Below are 19,024 nucleotides of genomic sequence, written 5' to 3' on the forward strand. Positions count from 1 at the left end.
GCTAGACTCCACATCAAGCCACGGAGATCCGTGCGCACCACCACCCGTCCGCACACTCGGCTTGAATCGATACTTGAACGAACACAGCCGGCGGTCCCAGGCGCCGCCCTTTCAATTCCGGAGTTGCCCGCCCCTCGCGAACGAACTTCCCCGGTAGTTGCGTGTAGTCCCGCATGCCGCCAGTTTTCTCGGCTGCATCAGTGATAGTCGGAGGTTCTGATCAAACACCTAAACCTTGGCTGCGGCTCTGCTCCCAATCCCACAGCCGCTCAAGCCCACGGCCATTCGGCGGCGAACCAGGTCCTCAACCGTGCCACGTCTGCAGAGGCCAACTACCAGCGGCGCCCTTCCGCGGCATACGCGGAAGTCATCCCTCAACCGTTCGGCCAGTCGACTACGAGCCCGGTCGGCTTTAAGCCGGGCCATGGGTATTCATGTTTCACGTGAAACGTGCGAACCGCGTTCAGTATTGCTTCGAGCGCCGACCTGTCCCAATTCAGCTACCGTTCGCTAGTCATCGGCAGGTAGAGTCACTGATGTCCGGTGCTGCACCACTGGCGCTGGCAACGCGCTCCCAGCAAATGGGTACGGTGAATTGGCCCAAGGCCAGGTGGTATCGGACCACGTTCCGAAGAGATAGGCGGCCCCACCCTGTGCAGCCTCTCCTTGTGAGAAACGTCCAAGGCCATTGGCCGAATCAATACTCCATAGACTCGCCCGAACATCGTCGCATGCCCCTGGCGCCCTCTGGACGGATCGACTTCCCGGGCCACTTCGAGCCTTGCCGACACTTCACGGCAACCGCCGAGCCCTGCAATGACCCAAGTGCCTGCCGGCACTGCGCCGGTCGACGCAACGCCACGTCACGATTCGGCGACCGACTAAATGGTCTCCCGACACCCAGGGTCGCGGAGCCCCTTCAAGACCCTGCACGGACCACGATGCTCCGTCCCCGAACTACGGACGGGGACGACCGCGGTCCCAGCCTAGCCACTCAGGCACCACCGATTAGCTGCCTAGTGCCTCGATGCCACACCAGGCACCGCGGACAAGACGACTACCGCACTGTCCCATCATTTGCTGAAAACCGGCAGTCAGTAAATGCCCACTCGGCCCAAGGGTGCAGTTGTATCGGCACGTGCCAGGTCTGCCCGATTCCGGACGCAAACCACTGCCTCGCCCTAGTTGCATGTGAAAGATCAACAGCCTCTGCGTCAGGTAATCAGGTACTGAAGTCGCGTGCGCCACAACTCAGAAAAGGGTACGGCGGCGACGAAGCATCGCCCTCCGGGGATCGGGTTCCCTCTTAGACAGTGACATTATTCACATCTTTATCCACAGCCTAATCCACAGGCTTTTTCACAGCTCATTCCGGGCCGCTCCTGACGAAGCTGTTGGAGTGCTGCGGGTACAAGCCAACTCAGCCTACGTTTGAGCAGCAAACCGTGCAGTGAGCCTATCCGCTACCTCTACGAGAACACCTGCTTTGATGAGGGTCAGATCCGTGCAAGAAACCGATTTTGCTCCAGTATTAGGCTTCGGTGCGGAGTTTCAAGAGTGTAAAAATGAGGAGCGCTTCCCGTGACGCGTTTCACGTGAAACACTCGGCGCCAGCTATCCGTACGAGCGTCGCCTGCAGCTGCGGCGCGCTGCCGGCAGTCACACCCAATATGCGGGCGCCCCGCCGCTGGCCTCCAGTTATCCCCACTGTTATCCACAGGCGTTTCCACAGCGATATCCACACGGTTATCCACATCAGATCACCAGGCCCGTTGAGCAGTCCGCGTTGGCGATCACACCGTACGACGGCGAGGCGCAGCCAGGAATCAGAACGTCGAGGAGGGCGATACGACACCCAACTCTCCAGGGAACCACGTGCCGCCGGGAAGAGCCACCGAGGTGCCAGCGAGTCGGCGTGCCGTCGCTTGGCCGTGCGCACGTCCCCAGGTCGCGGTTCCATCAGGGTCCTCGGGCTAAACGCCAGCCTGCACATCGCCGGCTTGTATTGAGCCTCAGGGGTATGCAGGGCTGCGAAAAGCGAGGCTCCAAGAGACGCCAGGTGCATGTGCGCATAAGTTTGTCTGGGGGAGCGCGGATGAATACCCGTCGTGCGGGCATAGGCAGGATGCTGATCGCCACTGCCCTCGGCGCGGCCATGCGGAATCCCATGCTCTTGCGTGGGGGAGAAAGAGGGGACGAAGGACGATGCGAACTCGCAGCGTGATGATCGTGTTCCCCAAAGACACAGCAACCAACCGGCAAGCAAGCCTTGCTATCGCGCCCAAGGCGTCATTCCGTCGCCTGCGGTTCCCGGGGTGGCTGTGCCAATTGCCGTACGCTGGCCGGCCGACCAACGACTCCTTGGCAAATCATCCGCGCGGCTGGGGATCTGAACAAAGCGCCGACTCGTCCGTTCGACCGTTCTTGGGGGCCGTTTCACGTGAAACGGCCGGGTCCCTTGTTTCACGTGAAACAGGTACCGGCCGTGTTGCGGTTCAAGTTCATTTGCCTGCCATACGGCAACGGACTGCGCACGGGGATAAGAACGCCCGCTGTCAGCCACGCAGACCCTCCGCCCCGAACGGAGGAGCAGTCACCCATCGTGCCCGTGAGCCCAGCAGGGAGGAGAACCGCCCCACATATCCCACCTATCTGTCTACGTCGTCCGTAGGCATGAACTGGTCCTAGCAGGCATGGCGTGGTCCTTCACCACGTTGGTCGCGCCCACTAGATCCTCCCTGGACTCGACGCGACAGGCGTGGAGACTTCAGTTGGCAACAGGAATTTGAAGATGAACGGTCTTTTCCATGCCGTCTGCAACAAAGGAAGCGTGCCATCGCTGTTCGCTGCCAGGCCTATCGGGGACCGCCGAGCATCCGGGCGGGGGGACCCCGCGGTTGTCCATCGTACTCGAGCGATGCCTGGCGGGAAATGGAAGATCGCGGGTGGAAGACAGCAACGCGGGCGAAATGCAGCAAACAGTTCAAGCATCGAGCCTGGCTACACGCGCTAATACTGGTAAGAAGTCGAAGGGGCCCCCGCAAATTCGTATGGCTAACCCCTCCTTCGTGCACGCACTTTGCCCGGGAATAGTCGCCGCTGCATACCGCTCCAGCATGCGGCGTGCGCTCCAGTGACAGGAGGCCCGCACCAGTGATAGGACGGAGGATTCGGCTTCCAACGAGCTGCAGACATCGGTGAATACAGGCCAGGTCGGCCCGCACACCCTTAGGAAAGACGCCTCTAGCGTGGAAGCCCCTTCAACATGACCGGACAGATGACGTTTCATGTGAAACGTCAGGATCATCGGCTGATGCATGCGCTAGCGAAAAAGCATGTACAAAATTCGAAAAGCCTAACGGAGCCTCCTGTGCCGGCGCCCACAAGCGGACATTCGGACTGGACGGGAAAGTCGGCGGATTAGAACAGCGCTGACTGGCGCGGACCAATCCGATAATTAGGAACAGCTGAAGCACCTTCTCCCTCTTTGGTTTCACGTGAAACGACCACTGAACTGCGAGAGAGAGGGAAGAGAATCAGCAAACAGCATCATATCCATGCGTAAGCGATATCCGGGAATAGATCACATCTCCGCCCTGCGCCTAAGATCGGTAGACTTCGTAGCCGCCGCCAGGAAGGAGACGGAGCACGTGCCCCGTTGAGACCCCGTCTTGCAGGCACGGAGTATCCGTAGCCATAGCGGACCTCCGACTTCGAACGCGGCTACCGCGTGGGCCGGCCGTTTTCGGGGGATGGGAGTACGGGGCAGTCCGCATGGAACGGGCAAAGGGCCTTCGAGACAGCCCCACATCCAATCTGCGCGCAACAAGTGCTCCGATACAGAATGGGAGCGTCCCTGGCAGTCTGCAAAACGTCGCTTCGGTAGCTTCCGAGGCAAGGGAACGCGCTGAACAACCTGTGCTCTCCACGGTGGGAGGGAGCGCTGACCAGACGACAGAACACAGCCACGTGCCGCACTAGGGAGTAGTCAGAGATGGAGTGGCAGAGCGAGTCGAGCCAGAGTGGTAGCTTCCCGGCCTTCAGCGCGAAGAACCACTCAACATCGGTGCAGGATCTACGGATCGCCACCCTCACAGGTTGCGGGCCGTTTCGGCTTGATGAACTGGTCGTTTGCGGAATAGCGTCGCCTGCGCCTATCGGCCGCCGATTCTTGCTGGGCTCCGGGAGCTGGACGAGTTGGCCCACGCGGCAATGGCTGACTGGCGCTTGTCCTTCAGAGGAGTACAACCCGGTTCCCGGGCTCAGGGCTTGCTCCCGGCCTTCCAACCGGCGCGGACAACCCTACGTTCTAGCCATCAACCAAACACTATTGGTCGCCCGTCCTAGCCCTCGAACAGGCACGGCGTAGGCCGAGAAGGTTCGTTGAGCGGCACCATGACAGCGGCCAATGGGGCTGGTAGCTGCAATTTGGCCAGAAAAAGGGGCCCGTTTCACGTGAAACGGACCCCGGAGGTAGGGCTTGGGAATCTAGCTCTCTGCACCAGGTGCCAGGACGTCCATGATGCGATTCAGATCCTCGACGCTTGCGAATTCGATGCTGACGCGTCCCTTCCGTGCCCCGAGCGAAATCTTCACGTTCGTGTCCAGACGGTCCGACAATGAGGAGGCGAGATAGTCGAGACGTTCATGCCGCGCACCAGGACGCGGAATGTTGTTCTTTGGCTGGTTCGAGGGCTCGCGGTGCAGCGTGACTGCTTCCTCTGTGGCCCGTACAGACATACCCTCGGCGACAATGCGCTGGGCCAGGCGTTCCATCGCGGCGGCATCCGGCAGGGCCAGGAGTGCACGGGCGTGGCCGGCGGACAGTACGTTGGCAGCTACCCGTCGCTGCACCAGCGGGGGCAGCTTAAGAAGGCGGAGCGTATTGGACACCTGAGGACGGGAGCGGCCGATGCGATCAGCCAGCTGCTCATGCGTGGTGCCAAAGTCTTCCAGCAGCTGCTGGTAGGCCGCTGCCTCTTCAAGCGGATTCAGCTGGCTGCGGTGAAGGTTTTCCAGCAACGCATCCCGGAGGAGGTCGTCATCCGTGGTGTCGCGCACGATCGCCGGGATGGTGGCAAGCCCAGCGGCCTGCACTGCCCTCCACCGGCGCTCACCCATCACCAGCTCATACGGTTCTCCACCTTCTTCGGTTGAAGTACGTACAACAATTGGCTGGAGGACGCCTATTGTGCGAACAGAATGCACGAGCTCGGCCATGTCGTCCTCATCGAAGACAGTGCGGGGCTGTTTTCGGTTTGGATGGATGTCACTCACCGGGATTTCGGCAAAGCGAACGCCCGGTACCTCGACGAGCTCCACATCGTTAGATGTCTCTGCACTGCCGCCGTCGCGCGAGCCCGGCTCCTCCGGTGCTCCGCCTGAGTGCTCTTGGGCACCTGTCCTGGTAGACGCCCCTGCCTTGGCGCTGCCCAGTCCAGGACCGGCAGGCGTGGCAGACTTTTCAGCATCTACTGAAGCTGCCTTGCTCCGGGGTGCGCGCTTCGCGGCTGCCGTCTCAGCGTCCTCCGATTCAGGAGTACTTTCCTCTGCGCTCCCGCCCTTGGCTGCGGCAGCCTCAGCCGAAGCAACCCCAGCCGAAGCAACGTCAGAATCAGTAGCGTCGGGGCGTGCAGTTTTGCGGGCTTCAGGAAAGAACAGATCCACTGGGCGTGACGGCGCAGCACCGTTGCCGGAAGCGCTTGCGGCGGCGGAACTTGGAATGAGTGCGCCAAGACCGCGACCGAGCCCGCGTCGCTTATCGCTCATGGATAAATCCCTCCATTGGAAGAGCCCGGCTGTGCCAGGCTCCGGCTGTTGCAGTGTTTGGAAAATTCTAACGCTCAGCGATTTCCGCTGCGGCTTCCAGGTAGGAAAGTGCACCGCTGGAGGACGGATCGTACGTCATGACTGTTTGCTGGTAACTCGGTGCTTCGGAAATTCGTACGGAGCGGGGAACAACAGCTCCCAGCACCTGATTGGGGAAATGCTGACGTACCTCAGCTGCCACCTGTGCAGCCAGATTGGTGCGGCCGTCGTACATTGTGAGCAAAATCGTCGAGACGACCAGATCGGCGTTCAGGTGCTTCTGGATCATCTCGATGTTCTTCAGAAGCTGGCTCAGCCCCTCAAGGGCGTAGTACTCGCACTGGATCGGAATCAGGACTTCACCGGCAGCGCAGAACGCGTTCACTGTCAGCAGACCAAGACTCGGCGGGCAGTCGATGAAGATGTAGTCCAGCCGCGGTTCGCCCTTTTTCTCGCGTGCCTTGGCGTAGACGTCGATCGCACGCCGAAGTCTCTGCTCCCTGGCCACCAGGGACACCAGCTCGATTTCGGCGCCGGCAAGGTGGATAGTTGCGGGTGCACAAATGAGATTGCTGATGTCGGGGCACGGGGCCACAACATCTTCCAGTGGAACGTCGTTGATCAGGACGTCGTAGATGCTGTCCACGTCCGCGTGGTGTTCAATGCCCAGGGCCGTAGACGCGTTCCCCTGCGGGTCGATGTCTATGACCATGACGTTCAGTCCGGCCGCCGCCAGTGCGCCCGCAATGTTGACGGTGGTGGTGGTCTTGCCGACGCCGCCCTTTTGGTTTGAAACCGTAAAAATACGGGTTTTCTCCGGCTTCGGGAGCTTGCGGCCCAAGAGCCGCTCGCGGCGCCTGTTCTCGTGGGCAAGCTCCCGGGCTATGGGGCTCGAGTCATCCATGGTGTCCAGCACGTTTGTCCGCCCGGGCGTTTCACGTGAAACCTTGGCCATATCTACCGTGCCCGCAACCGGATTCGGGTGACTGGCGGCTGCAGCAACGGAGGGCGCAGCAACGGCACGTGCCGACCCCAAAGTCACGAACGGGGGTATCCGCTGTGTGAAGGTTTCGCTACTGGTCACTGGGACACACTCACTCTCGTTCGGCCTTTTGCTGCCGCTCTCTAGCCTAACCGGTCCGCAGTCAAGACCTGCGGCACCGGGCCTGGGCTAGGCGATCTTTTGGGACTTCTTCACGACGATGCGCACCACAGTGGTGGGTTCCTCCAGCAGGTCCTGGCCTACTGTTACGACCGAAGTCTGTACACCGCCAAGCTTACGGATCACTTTGGCGGCCTTCTCGATTTCCTCTGCGGCACTGCGTCCCTTGATGGCGACGACCTCACCCTCACCGTCAAGGAGGGGGATGGTCAGCCCTGCCAGGTTGCTGAGTGCAGACACTGCCCGGGCGGTGACGACATCCGCGTTCACCATGCCCACGGCAAGCTCTGCCCGGGTGCGCATGATTGTGACATTGTCCAAGCCGAGGTCGTCAACAACCTCCTGGAGCCAGATCACCCGGCGTTCGAGCGGCTCAATGAGCGTGAGTTCCAGATCCGGACGGGCTATGGCCAGGCAGAGACCCGGCAGCCCGGCGCCGCTTCCGACGTCGGCAACATGGCTGCCGTGCGCAATCTCGCTCTCGATGACAGCGCAGTTCAGCACGTGCCGCCCCCACAGGCGCGGTATTTCCCGCGGACCGATGAGCCCGCGCTCCGTTCCCGAAGTTGCCAGGTGCTCGACGTAGCGTTCCGCCAGGCTCAAACGGTCGCCGAAGATTTTCTCCGCCGCCTGGCGCTCAGCGGCCGTAATTTCAACCATCAGTCAGTCAGTCCGCGCGTCAGTCGACGGAAACGACGATATGGCGGCCGGCGCCTTCGCCCTCGGACTCACTCACGAACCCCAGGTCGGCAACGGCGTCGTGAACAATCTTGCGCTCATAGGCACTCATGGGCTCAAGGGATACAGGCTCCCCGGTTTCCTTGGCCGTGGCGACAGCGTCCTCTGCGATCTTCTGCAGGTGGCCGGCACGTTCCTTGCGGTACCCGTTGATGTCCAGAACGAGGCGGGACCGGTTCTCGGTGGCGGACAGCACGGAGAGCCGGGTCAGTTCCTGCAGCGCCTCGAGGACTTCGCCGTCCCGGCCCACCAGGCTCTCCAGTCCAGCGGATTCTTCCTCGGTGACGATGGAGATGTAGGTGCGTCCGTTACGGACCTCGATGTCGATATCGCCGTCGATATCGGCGATGTCGAGCAGTTCCTCCAGGTAGTCGGCTGCGACGTCGCCTTCTTCTTCCAGGCGGCTTACCGCAGTGCCTTTGTCCGTGGACACGGCCTCGGCGGTGCTGTCCTGGTCTTCGCTGTTTTCAGCGGCAAGTGCTTGTTCTGAGCTTTCAACAGACATTACTTCTTCTTCCTGTTCTTGCGTTGTGGCTGGATGCGCTGGCTCTTGGCTTGCGCTACCGCAGCGGCAGCGGCGGCCTCCGCCTCGACGTCGACCTTCTTGCCTCCCAGGATGGGGAGGGCCGGAAGGCCCTTGGCGGCCCGGCGCTCAGCGAGGGCCTTGGCTGCGGGGGAACCCGGCGTCGGCATCCGGCGGATGACAAAGAACTGCTGACCCATGGTCCACAGGTTGGTCGTCGTCCAGTAGATCAGGACACCGATCGGGAAGTTAATGCCGCCCACACCGAACACGATCGGCAGGATGTACAGCATCATTTTCTGCTGGCGCATGAACGGGGAGGCCATGGCCTCTTCAGACATGTTCTTGGCCATGATCTGCTTCTGCGTGATGAACTGCGAGGCCGTCATGGCAAGGATCATGATGATCGAGAGGATCCATACGGCCGTGAGGTTGCCTTCGCCGCCGTGCAGCAGCGAAGCGGACAGCGTGGCACCGAAGATGGTGGACTCGTCGAACTGCACCACCTGGTCATGGCTCATCGCACCGATGCCGTTGCCCTGGTCCCGCGCCGTGCTGATGCCCGACAGTACCGTGAACAGCGCGAAGAAAAACGGCATCTGGATGAGCATGGGCAGACAGGCGGAGAACGGGTTGGTGCCGTGCTTCTTGTACATGGCCATCTGTTCCTGCGCCATGGCCTGGCGGGACAGCTGGTCGGTCTTGCCCTTGTACTTGTCCTGCAGCTTCTTCAGGTCCGGCTGCAGCAGCTGCATGCCGCGCTGCGCCTTGATCTGCTTGACGAACACGGGAATCAGGGCGGCGCGGATCACCAGCACCAGCCCGATGATGGACAGCGTCCACGTCCAGCCGCTGGCCTCGGGGAGTCCAATACTGCTCAGGCCCTCATGGAAGCCCACCATGATGATGGACACAAGCCATTTGAACGGAAACATGATTGTTTCAAAGAAGTCCATACGATATCCCTATTCGTTAGGCCGCAGCGCGGCCTTCTCCATCAGTCCGAGCAGCCAGGTACTTGTCCGGGTTGTTCATCACAACAATTGTGGGGGTCTGGTTTTCAGGCCACTCCCGGTGGCCAGCGGGGACGTGGTCCACACCGCCGGCATTCCAGGGATGGCAGCGCGCCAGGCGCTTCGCCGCGAGCCAGCTTCCTTTCACTGCACCGTGCACGGTGATCGCCTCAAGCGCATATGCCGAGCACGAAGGAAAGAAGCGGCAGACCTGTCCGTACAAGGGTGAAATCACCTTGCGGTAGGCCAAGAGCAGAATGATGAGGATATTGCGGGGCAGGTTCCAGACGAACATGCCGGCAGCCGCTGCTGCGGGCTTTACAGAACGGACGACGGCGCCAGTCAGGTCAAGCACGCTGTGTCCCTTCCTGTGTTGTTCCGTTCGGACCGGTTCCGTTCGAACCTGTTCCAGCCAACCTTTGATCGCGGCCCTGCAGCCGCTTCATGGTGGCTTCCAAGGCAGCGTTATAGTCCGCCAGCAGTTCCTGCCAACTGGCGGTCGCCGATGCTGGCAACGCACGCACCACAATAGCGAACCCGGTCCCGTACTCGCGCAGCGAGACAGCACCGGCTTCCCTAAGTCTCCTCTTAACGAGGTTCCTGGCAACAGCGTTCCCAACAGCTTTGGAAACGATGAACCCGATTCTGCTGGGTTCGTCGGCCCCAATAGTTGCCGTATATAACACTACGTTCCGGCGTCCATTGCGGACGCCGGAACGTACAGTTTTTGAAAAATCGGTTGAAGTCCTCAGGCGGTTCCTGGCGGCAAGCACCGTTAAAGTCGCGAAGGGAAGTTTACCGACGAGTCAGTATTTAGGCCGACAGCTCGACGCGGCCCTTGCCGCGGCGTGCAGCCAGGATGGCGCGGCCGGCACGGGTGCGCATACGAAGGCGGAAGCCGTGCTTCTTGGCCCGACGGCGGTTATTCGGCTGAAAAGTCCGCTTGCTCACGTTAGTTACTCCAGTGGATCAAAGGTGCGCCCACCCGATCAAAGGGGAAGAACTGGCCGACGCTAAGTTTTGTATATGTCTGCTTCCCCCGTTTCCGTAACGCTGGGCGTTCGAAGATCCAAATTGGGGTCAGAAAGCAGGCACAAAGGACTCCACAACGTTAGTTCAGACCGTGATGGTGAGTCAAACCAGCACCTGTCCCCAGCTGTGGCTAAGTACTGTGTCCAGCCTGTGGATGAAGTGGCTCACAAGCGCCCTTTTCGAACCACAACCGTGTAATTATCCACAAGCTGCTTGCCAGCTATCTTCTAGCCTTTTCATCCCCTAGAGTGTCCCAGTAGCCGATTATCCACGGACTGTGCATAACCCTGTGGATTAAGCCGGGCCAGCACCCTGGTTTCGGGCTTGCGGCTGCATGTAATGCAGGTCAGCAAGCTTTGAGGAACCCGATACATGACAGTAGACGAAGCCAACCACGCCAATACTGTCGGAAGTTCCTGGCGCCGCGTGGTGAACCTTCTCGAACAGGATGACCGGGTCTCCCCGAGGCAGCGCGGGTTCGTTATCCTCGCCCAGGCGCAGGGCCTCATCGGATCGACGCTCCTGGTGGCAGTACCCAACGAACTGACGCGCGAAGTGCTCCAGACCCAGGTGAAGGATGCCCTCGACGACGCCCTGCACAACGTCTTCTCGGACGACATCCGGTGCGCGATCGACGTGGACACCGATCTGGTGCCCCTCTACGAAGAGCCCGAACCCGCCGTCGAACTTTCCCTCGCAACAGACCTGTCTGTTGAACTGAAGCCGCAGCCGATGCTGCCGAGCACTTCCCACGAGTTCGGCCGGCTGAACCCCAAGTACGTTTTTGACACGTTCGTCATCGGTTCCTCCAACCGCTTTGCACATGCCGCCGCGGTGGCCGTGGCTGAAGCGCCGGCCAAGGCCTACAACCCGCTGTTCATCTACGGGGATTCCGGACTCGGCAAGACCCACCTGCTGCATGCGATCGGCCACTATGCCCGCAGGCTCTACAGCGGCATCCGGGTCCGCTACGTGAACTCCGAGGAATTCACGAACGACTTCATCAACTCGATCCGTGACGATGAGGGCGCCAGCTTCAAGACCACGTACCGGAATGTCGATGTTCTGCTGATCGACGACATCCAGTTCCTGGCCGGCAAAGACCGAACGCTCGAGGAGTTCTTCCACACCTTCAACTCCCTGCATAACAACAACAAGCAGGTAGTGATCACCTCCGACCAGCCGCCCAAGCTGCTGGCCGGCTTCGAAGACCGCATGAAGTCGCGCTTCGAGTGGGGCCTGCTGACGGACATCCAGCCGCCAGAGCTCGAGACCCGCATCGCAATCCTCCGCAAGAAGGCACTCAGCGAAGGCCTCTCCGCTCCGGACGACGCCCTGGAATACATCGCGTCCAAGATCGCCAGCAACATCCGCGAACTCGAGGGCGCCCTCATCCGGGTCACAGCTTTCGCCAGCCTGAACCGCCAACCCGTTGATGTGGCACTGGCCGAAATGGTCCTCAAGGATCTGATCACCGATGACAACGCGCAGGAGATCACGTCCAGCCAGATCCTCACGCAGACCGCGGAGTACTTCAAGCTCAGCATGGAAGAGCTGTGCAGCAAGTCCCGCACCCGCACTCTGGTCACCGCGCGACAGATCGCCATGTACCTCTGCCGTGAGCTGACGGACATGTCGCTGCCCAAGATCGGCCAGGAACTAGGTGGCCGCGACCACACCACGGTCATCCACGCGGACCGCAAGATCCGCGAGCTGATGGCCGAACGCCGTGTGATCTACAACCAGGTCACCGAGCTCACCAACCGGATCAAGCAGCAGCAGCGGGACTCCTGAGCCAAGGTTCTTAACCTTATTAACAGGGGCGTGTGGATAACCCTGTGGACAGTTAAGGGGACAACCGCGGTTAATGGGCTTAAAACCCTTAAGGCGTCTGTGGATTGCCGAAACGGCCCAAAAAGTTTTCCCCATCCACAGGCTGTTTAAAACCTGCTCCGCCCACAGCCCATGAACAGGGCTTAACCCCGGATTCCTGCCGCCAGCGGGAGTTATCCACAGTTTCCACAGCAGTTATTAACACTACTAATCCCAAAAAATCGAAATCCCTCAAACAACAATCCCACTTCCCTGCCCACCCGGCAGCCCTGGCCGGGGCCAGGAACGGACCGTCCCGCCGGCGGGGATGGGGATTTCCCCGATCTTCGGGCTAAGCTGTCAGCAGCGCTCCCATCCTTGGGTCTTCCTGTGATTCAGCAGGCGCGGACCATGCAGGTTCAGGGGTCTGGGGGCACAGGTTTGTGAACTCCCTGTGGGAGTTCCCCGTAGCAACTGGCAGCAGCAATGAAAGGCGGCACCCTTCCGTGAAGTTTCGAGTCGAACGGGACGTCCTGGCAGAAGCCGTCACATGGACAGCCCGATCGTTGTCTCCGCGGCCGCCAGTACCCGTCCTTTCGGGCCTGCTGCTCAAGGCCGAAGCAGGAACGGTGAGCCTCTCCAGCTTCGACTACGAGACATCGGCCAGGCTTGAGATTCCGGCTGACATCACGGATGAAGGCACCATCCTTGTCTCCGGCCGGCTGCTCGCCGACATCTGCCGCAGCCTTCCGTCCGCCCCGGTGGATATCGAAACGGAAGGCAGCAAGGTGACACTCACCTGCCGCCGAAGCAGTTTCCACCTCGCCACCATGCCTGAGGCCGAATATCCGCCGCTGCCCGCACTGCCCACGATCAGTGGCACTGTGGCCGGAGACTCCTTCTCCCAAGCCGTGTCCCAGGTGATCATTGCTGCCAGCAAGGACGACACGCTCCCCATCCTCACGGGCGTCAGGATGGAAATCGAGGACGACCTCATCACGCTTCTGGCCACGGACCGTTACCGCCTCGCCATGCGTGAAGTGCCGTGGAAGCCCGTTAACCCGGGCATTTCCACCAGTGCGCTCGTCAAAGCGAAGACCCTTAACGAGGTGGCAAAAACCCTCGGCGGCAGCGGAGACATCAGCCTCGCAATCGCCGACGACGACTCCCGGCTCATCGGGTTTGAAAGCGGCGGACGCACCACAACGTCCCTTCTCGTCGACGGCGACTACCCCAAGATCCGCTCTCTGTTTCCGGACTCGACTCCGATTCATGCAACCGTGCAGACCCAGGAGCTCGTCGAAGCGGTCCGTCGTGTGTCACTCGTTGCCGAACGGAACACCCCTGTGCGCCTGGCCTTCACGCAGGGCCAGCTCCACCTCGACGCCGGCACCGGCGAAGACGCGCAGGCATCCGAAGAGCTCGAAGCTCAGCTGTCCGGCGACGACATCACAGTGGCGTTCAATCCGCACTACCTCGTAGAGGGCCTGAGCGTCATCGAAACAAAGTTTGTCCGCTTTTCCTTCACCACCGCGCCGAAACCGGCCATGATCACGGCGCAGGCAGACGCGGACGGCGAAGACCAGGATGACTACCGCTACCTCGTGATGCCTGTCCGCCTCCCCAACTAGATCCGGCCCGGCCCGCCACCTCCCCAGCGCAGAAAAGAGTTCACCGTGCACATCGGACTGATCGGCCTTGGAAAAATGGGTTTCAACATGCGGGAACGGTTGCGCAAGGGAGGCATCGAAGTTACGGGCCTTGACCGCAATCCGGAAGTGACGGATGTTTCCTCGGTGGATGAGCTCATTGCCACCCTGCCGGCGCCCCGGCTGGTCTGGGTCATGGTCCCCGCCGGTGAAATCACTGACGCGGTGATTACTGAACTTGGCAGCAAGCTCCAGCCTGGTGACCTCGTTATCGATGGCGGCAACTCCCGCTTCACGGAGGACCAGAAGCACGGCGCTGCCCTGGCCGAGAAGGGAATCCGCTTCGTGGACTGCGGGGTATCCGGCGGGGTCTGGGGACTCCAGAACGGCTATGGCCTCATGGCCGGCGGATCGGCCGAGGATATCCAGCGCGCCCTGCCCGTGTTTGATGCCCTCCGCCCCGAAGGTGACCGGGCGGACAGCTTCGTCCATGTGGGCGGCGTGGGCGCAGGCCACTATGCCAAAATGGTCCACAATGGCATCGAGTACGGTCTCATGCAGGCCTATGCGGAAGGCTATGAGCTGCTCGCTGCCAAGGAGATCGTCACCGATCTTCCAGGTACCTTCCGCGCCTGGCAGAAGGGAACGGTCGTCCGCTCCTGGCTGCTTGACCTGATGGTGAAAGCGCTGGACGAGGATCCGGGACTGGCCTCAATCGATGATTACGTCGAGGACTCCGGCGAAGGACGCTGGACAGTGGAGGAAGCCATCGCCAACGCGGTTCCGGCGCCCGCCATCACGGCCGCGCTCTTCGCCCGCTTCTCCTCCCGCGAGGACAACTCGCCGGCCATGAAAATGGTGTCCGCCCTGCGCCACCAGTTCGGCGGGCACTCCACCCGTCCGGCCAAGTAGCATCCGCACCGGGACCTGCGGGTCCCGGACGAGAGTCCCGAGAATCCTGAAGAACGCGTGTACCTAGAACACTTGTCCCTGACCGACTTCCGCAGCTATGCCCAGGTGGACCTCCGCTTGGAGCCCGGCGTGACGGTCCTGGTCGGCTCCAACGGGATCGGCAAGACCAACCTGATGGAGGCTGTCGGTTATCTTTCGACCCTGAGTTCGCACCGTGTCAGCGCCGACGGTCCGCTCCTTCGCTTCGGTGCGGACCGCGCCCTGATCCGGGCAAAACTGGTCCGCGGAGAACAGTCCACCGTGCTGGAACTCGAGATCAACAGCGGCCGGGCCAACCGCGGCCGCATAAATCGCAGCAACCCGGTCCGCGCACGGGATCTGCTGGGCATCTGCCACACAGTCCTGTTCGCGCCTGAGGACCTTGCCCTCGTCAAGGGAGATCCGTCGAACCGAAGGCGCTTCCTGGACGAGCTGCTCGTCAGCCTGATCCCGCGGCACGCCGCCACGAGAAGTGACTATGACCGCGTCCTGAAACAGCGAAATGCCCTTCTGAAATCGGCCCGGACAGGTAAATTCACTGCAGGCCATGAAGCAACCCTGGATGCCTGGGACCAGCACATGGCCCGCGCCGGAGCGGAACTGCTGCACGCGCGCCTGGAGCTCGTGGAGCGGCTGCGACCCCACCTCAGCAATGCCTACGCCCAGCTGACGGACGGGTCCAAGGAGGCAGGTGCCGCGTACCGGTCAACGCTTCAGACTTTAATGGACGACGACGGCGCGCCGGCCGGTGCGGGCAGCGAACCTTCCCAGGACGGAGATCAGGTGGAGGACCTGCGGCTGCTTTCCGTGGACGAGCTCACCGAACGCTATGTGAGGGCCTTCGCGGCGTCCCGCCGCAGGGAACTTGAACGCGGCATTTCGCTGGTCGGTCCCCATCGCGACGAACTGGAGCTTGTCCTCGGCCAGGCACCGGCGAAGGGCTATGCCTCGCACGGCGAAACCTGGTCGATGTGCCTTTCCCTGCGCCTGGCCTCTTACTACGTCATGCTCGATGACGCACGCACCGGCGGTTCGGCACCCATCCTGATCCTCGACGATGTTTTTGCCGAGCTTGATGTGCAGCGGCGGCGTAAACTGGCCGCAATAGTCTCCGGTGCCGAACAGGTCCTGGTGACGGCCGCCGTCGATGCTGATATTCCTGAGGAACTGGCTGGGCGGCGGGTGAAGGTCATCCCGGGAGGAATCGATGATGCGGAATCTCGATGAATAGCACCGGCGGAGGCCTCCAGCCGGGCCGCGACCCTGACGAAATCGATGCCGCACAGGCTGCGTTGAACCGCATGCGCGACGCCGCGGCCGCCCGCGGCGAAGTGCGGCGCGCCGCGCCCCGTGCGGGCAGCACTCAAAAGCAGCGTACCTCTGGGCGGAGCACCCGCGGCTTCAGCCAGTTCCACGCCACCGGGCGTGATCCGCTCGGGCTGGGAAAAGTCGTGGGACGGCTTGTTGCCGAACGCGGTTGGACCTCCCCCGTGGCCGTGGGATCCGTCATGGCCGAATGGGCCACCCTTGTCGGCCCCGAAATTGCGGCCCACTGCACTCCCGAGAGCTTCACCGACACCACACTGCATGTGCGTTGTGATTCCACGGCCTGGGCCACCCAGCTTCGCCTGCTGAGCATCAGCCTGCTGGAAAAGTTCCGGGTCGAACTCGGCGACGGCGTGGTTACGAGCATCCAGGTGTTGGGGCCGGCAGCTCCCAGTTGGCGGAAGGGCGGCCGTGCCGTCAACGGCCGCGGGCCCCGGGATACGTACGGGTAGGCACCGGCCGGGGCCTTCGGGCACCAGCCTGCCGACGGATCTCTTGAAATATGCTCAAACGGCGTGTAGGCCGTTCAAACCGTCGAGACCCGTATAGGAACCTGAAGACGGTACCTCGGGAGCCTTGCAGGCGGGGCCAATGGCCAGCGAGAGGCACACTGACCGCCGTTCGCGGCCCTGGAATGCGGGAATCAGCCCTGTTTCACGATAGAATCGCTGTAGATAACTGGGCGCCGGTGAAACGTTGACTGAGTCCGTTTTCCGACGCTTTCCCAGCGAGCGGAAGACGGTTCCGCGAGTCGATTGAGTAGCCGGCGCTATCAGTGACGTGCCTGTTGGCGGAAGCCTTTCCCTAGGGAGACGGCATCGGCCGGCCATCATCAAATACAGAGGAGTCGAGAGCGCCCGTGGCTAACGACAATGCAGAGGCAGTGGAAACCATCCTGGAGGATGCCCGGACGCCTGATACACCGGTGGACGCGGTGACCCCTGAAGGGGTGACCCCGCGGGAGTACGGTGCCAGCGACATCACGGTACTTGAGGGCCTGGAGGCCGTGCGCAAACGGCCCGGCATGTATATCGGTTCCACGGGCCTGCGCGGATTGCACCACCTCGTGTACGAGGTGGTGGACAACTCCGTCGATGAGGCTCTGGCCGGTTACTGCACCCATATTGAAATTGTTCTTCAGGCCGATGGCGGCGTAAGAGTTTCGGACGACGGCCGAGGCATTCCGGTGGACATCCATCCCACCGAGGGCAAGCCCACTGTTGAAGTGGTCATGACCATCCTGCACGCCGGCGGCAAGTTCGGCGGCGGCGGATACGCTGTTTCCGGCGGCCTCCACGGCGTGGGTATCTCTGTTGTCAACGCGCTCTCCAGCAGGGTGGAAACCGAGGTGCGCCGGCAGGGCCACGTTTGGCGCATGTCGTTTGCCGATGGAGGCAAGCCCCAGGGCAGCCTGGTCAAGGGCGAGGAAACAGACACCACCGGCACCACTCAGACGTTCTACCCGGACGAGAGCATTTTCGAGTCGGTGGAATTCGATTTCGAAACTTTGCGCGCACGCTTCCAGCAGATGGCTTTCCTCAACAAAGGCCTGCGCATCACACTCACGGACGAGCGTGCCGCCGCTGTTGCCGGTGACGACGAGGACCTCGACCTCGACGCCGTGGCCACCGAGGGCGAAGTCAATGCGGACCACCGCACGGTGGTTTACCAGTACAACGACGGCCTGCTGGACTACGTCAAGCACCTGAACTCGGGCAAGAAAGTGGATGTGGTCCACGAGGACGTCATCGCCTTCGAGACCGAGGACACGGAACGTCGCATCGCGGTGGAGATGGCCATGCAATGGACCAGTGCGTACTCCGAGAGCGTTCACACCTATGCCAACACCATCAACACCCATGAGGGCGGTACCCACGAGGAGGGGTTCCGGGCTGCGATGACGTCTCTTATTAACCGCTACGCGCGGGAGAAGAGCATCATCAAGGAAAAGGAAGAGAACCTCACCGGTGATGACATCCGGGAGGGCCTCACCGCCGTCATTTCGGTGAAGCTCGCCGAGCCGCAGTTCGAGGGCCAGACCAAGACCAAGCTGGGAAACTCCGAGGTCAAGGGTTTCGTCCAGCGCGTGGTTACCGACCAGCTGGGAGACTGGCTGGAACGCAACCCCGGCCCTGCTCGGGACGTTATCCGGAAGGCCATTTCAGCAGCCCAGGCGCGCATGGCCGCACGCAAGGCACGGGACAATGCACGCCGCAAGAGCCCGCTGGAGTCCTTCGGTATGCCGGGCAAGCTCTCGGACTGCTCCTCCAAGGACCCGTCGAAGTGCGAGGTGTACATCGTGGAGGGTGACTCCGCCGGCGGTTCGGCCAAGCGCGGGCGGAACCCGGAAACGCAGGCCATCCTGCCCCTGCGGGGCAAGATCCTAAACGTCGAACGGGCCCGGCTGGACAAGGCCCTGGGCAACAACGAGGTCCAGTCGATGATCACGGCGTTTGGCACGGGCATCGGGGAGGACTTCGACCTCGCCAAGCTGCGGTACCACAAGATCGTCCTGATGGCCGATGCCGACGTTGACGGCCAGCACATCACCACGCTCCTCATGACGCTGCTCTTCCGCTACATGCGCCCGTTGATTGAAAACGGCTATGTGTACCTGGCGCAGCCGCCCCTTTACCGGATCAAGTGGTCCAATGCGCCGCACGACTACGTCTACAGCGACCGCGAACGCGACGCCAGGCTGGTGGCCGGGCAGGCCGCTGGCCGCCGCATCCCCAAGGACAATGGCATCCAGCGCTACAAGGGTCTGGGCGAGATGGACTACACGGAGCTGTGGGACACCACCATGGACCCGGATAACCGGACACTGCTCCAGGTCACCATGGAGGACGCGGCCGCCGCAGACCAAATCTTCACCGTGCTGATGGGCGAGGACGTCGAATCCCGCCGGAACTTCATCCAGCAGAACGCCAAGGACGTCCGGTTCCTTGATATCTAGTGCCAGTTTGCGCTGATATTCCTGAACCGACATATACCTGAAACGGAAACATAG

The 19,024-nt window shown here is 61.6% G+C and carries 14 protein-coding genes; 6 read left to right on the top strand and 8 right to left on the bottom strand.

All coding sequences use genetic code 11. The features are described 5' to 3' along the window. Positions 1-4,488 precede the first annotated feature (4,488 nt). From ACIP90_RS03320 to rpmH, 8 genes are all read right to left on the bottom strand, one after another. Entirely contained in the window at positions 4,489-5,769 is a 1,281-nt protein-coding gene (locus ACIP90_RS03320; protein WP_400576908.1) for a ParB/RepB/Spo0J family partition protein, read from the bottom strand. 67 nt (positions 5,770-5,836) lie between these two features. After that, on the bottom strand, positions 5,837-6,892 hold the full coding sequence (locus tag ACIP90_RS03325; protein WP_400576910.1) for a ParA family protein: 1,056 nt from the start codon (positions 6,890-6,892) through the stop codon (positions 5,837-5,839). A gap of 87 nt (positions 6,893-6,979) precedes the next feature. Beyond that, entirely contained in the window at positions 6,980-7,630 is a 651-nt protein-coding gene (gene rsmG, locus ACIP90_RS03330) for a 16S rRNA (guanine(527)-N(7))-methyltransferase RsmG (RefSeq protein ID WP_400576912.1), read from the bottom strand. Positions 7,631-7,649: 19 nt separating this feature from the next. Beyond that, positions 7,650-8,213 (bottom strand): protein jag, encoded by a 564-nt coding sequence (locus ACIP90_RS03335; RefSeq protein ID WP_400576914.1) that lies wholly within the window; start codon positions 8,211-8,213, stop codon positions 7,650-7,652. Further along, positions 8,213-9,187 (bottom strand): membrane protein insertase YidC, encoded by a 975-nt coding sequence (gene yidC, locus ACIP90_RS03340; protein ID WP_400576917.1) that lies wholly within the window; start codon positions 9,185-9,187, stop codon positions 8,213-8,215. Before yidC ends, ACIP90_RS03335 begins: the two co-directional genes overlap by 1 nt. 16 nt (positions 9,188-9,203) lie before the next feature. Further along, positions 9,204-9,539, bottom strand: coding sequence for a membrane protein insertion efficiency factor YidD (yidD, locus tag ACIP90_RS03345; protein ID WP_400577696.1), 336 nt, complete (start codon positions 9,537-9,539; stop codon positions 9,204-9,206). A 52-nt stretch (positions 9,540-9,591) separates the two neighbouring features. After that, complete coding sequence (gene rnpA, locus ACIP90_RS03350; protein WP_400576920.1) at positions 9,592-10,017, bottom strand: ribonuclease P protein component; 426 nt, start codon at positions 10,015-10,017, stop codon at positions 9,592-9,594. A gap of 40 nt (positions 10,018-10,057) precedes the next feature. Then, complete coding sequence (rpmH, locus tag ACIP90_RS03355; RefSeq protein ID WP_011776797.1) at positions 10,058-10,195, bottom strand: 50S ribosomal protein L34; 138 nt, start codon at positions 10,193-10,195, stop codon at positions 10,058-10,060. 453 nt (positions 10,196-10,648) lie between these two features. On the opposite strand from rpmH, the gene dnaA reads away from it, so the two are divergent. From dnaA to gyrB, 6 genes are all read left to right on the top strand, one after another. Further along, positions 10,649-12,070: a chromosomal replication initiator protein DnaA gene (gene dnaA, locus ACIP90_RS03360; protein ID WP_400576921.1), complete on the top strand. Its 1,422-nt coding sequence runs from the start codon at positions 10,649-10,651 to the stop codon at positions 12,068-12,070. A gap of 524 nt (positions 12,071-12,594) precedes the next feature. Further along, a complete protein-coding gene (gene dnaN, locus ACIP90_RS03365; protein ID WP_400576923.1) occupies positions 12,595-13,719 on the top strand; it encodes a DNA polymerase III subunit beta in 1,125 nt (374 codons plus the stop codon). 45 nt (positions 13,720-13,764) lie between these two features. After that, positions 13,765-14,649: a phosphogluconate dehydrogenase (NAD(+)-dependent, decarboxylating) gene (gene gnd, locus ACIP90_RS03370; protein WP_400576926.1), complete on the top strand. Its 885-nt coding sequence runs from the start codon at positions 13,765-13,767 to the stop codon at positions 14,647-14,649. A gap of 57 nt (positions 14,650-14,706) precedes the next feature. Further along, the gene (gene recF / locus ACIP90_RS03375) at positions 14,707-15,915 is read left to right on the top strand and encodes a DNA replication/repair protein RecF (RefSeq protein WP_400576928.1); all 1,209 of its coding nucleotides are present in this window, start codon (positions 14,707-14,709) and stop codon (positions 15,913-15,915) included. Beyond that, the gene (locus ACIP90_RS03380) at positions 15,912-16,466 is read left to right on the top strand and encodes a DUF721 domain-containing protein (protein WP_400576930.1); all 555 of its coding nucleotides are present in this window, start codon (positions 15,912-15,914) and stop codon (positions 16,464-16,466) included. Before recF ends, ACIP90_RS03380 begins: the two co-directional genes overlap by 4 nt. A 407-nt stretch (positions 16,467-16,873) precedes the next feature. Beyond that, entirely contained in the window at positions 16,874-18,970 is a 2,097-nt protein-coding gene (gyrB, locus tag ACIP90_RS03385) for a DNA topoisomerase (ATP-hydrolyzing) subunit B (protein ID WP_400576932.1), read from the top strand. Positions 18,971-19,024: the final 54 nt, after the last annotated feature.

Origin of the sequence: Arthrobacter sp. NPDC093139, assembly GCF_044754165.1 — a bacterium.
Taxonomy (GTDB): domain Bacteria; phylum Actinomycetota; class Actinomycetes; order Actinomycetales; family Micrococcaceae; genus Arthrobacter.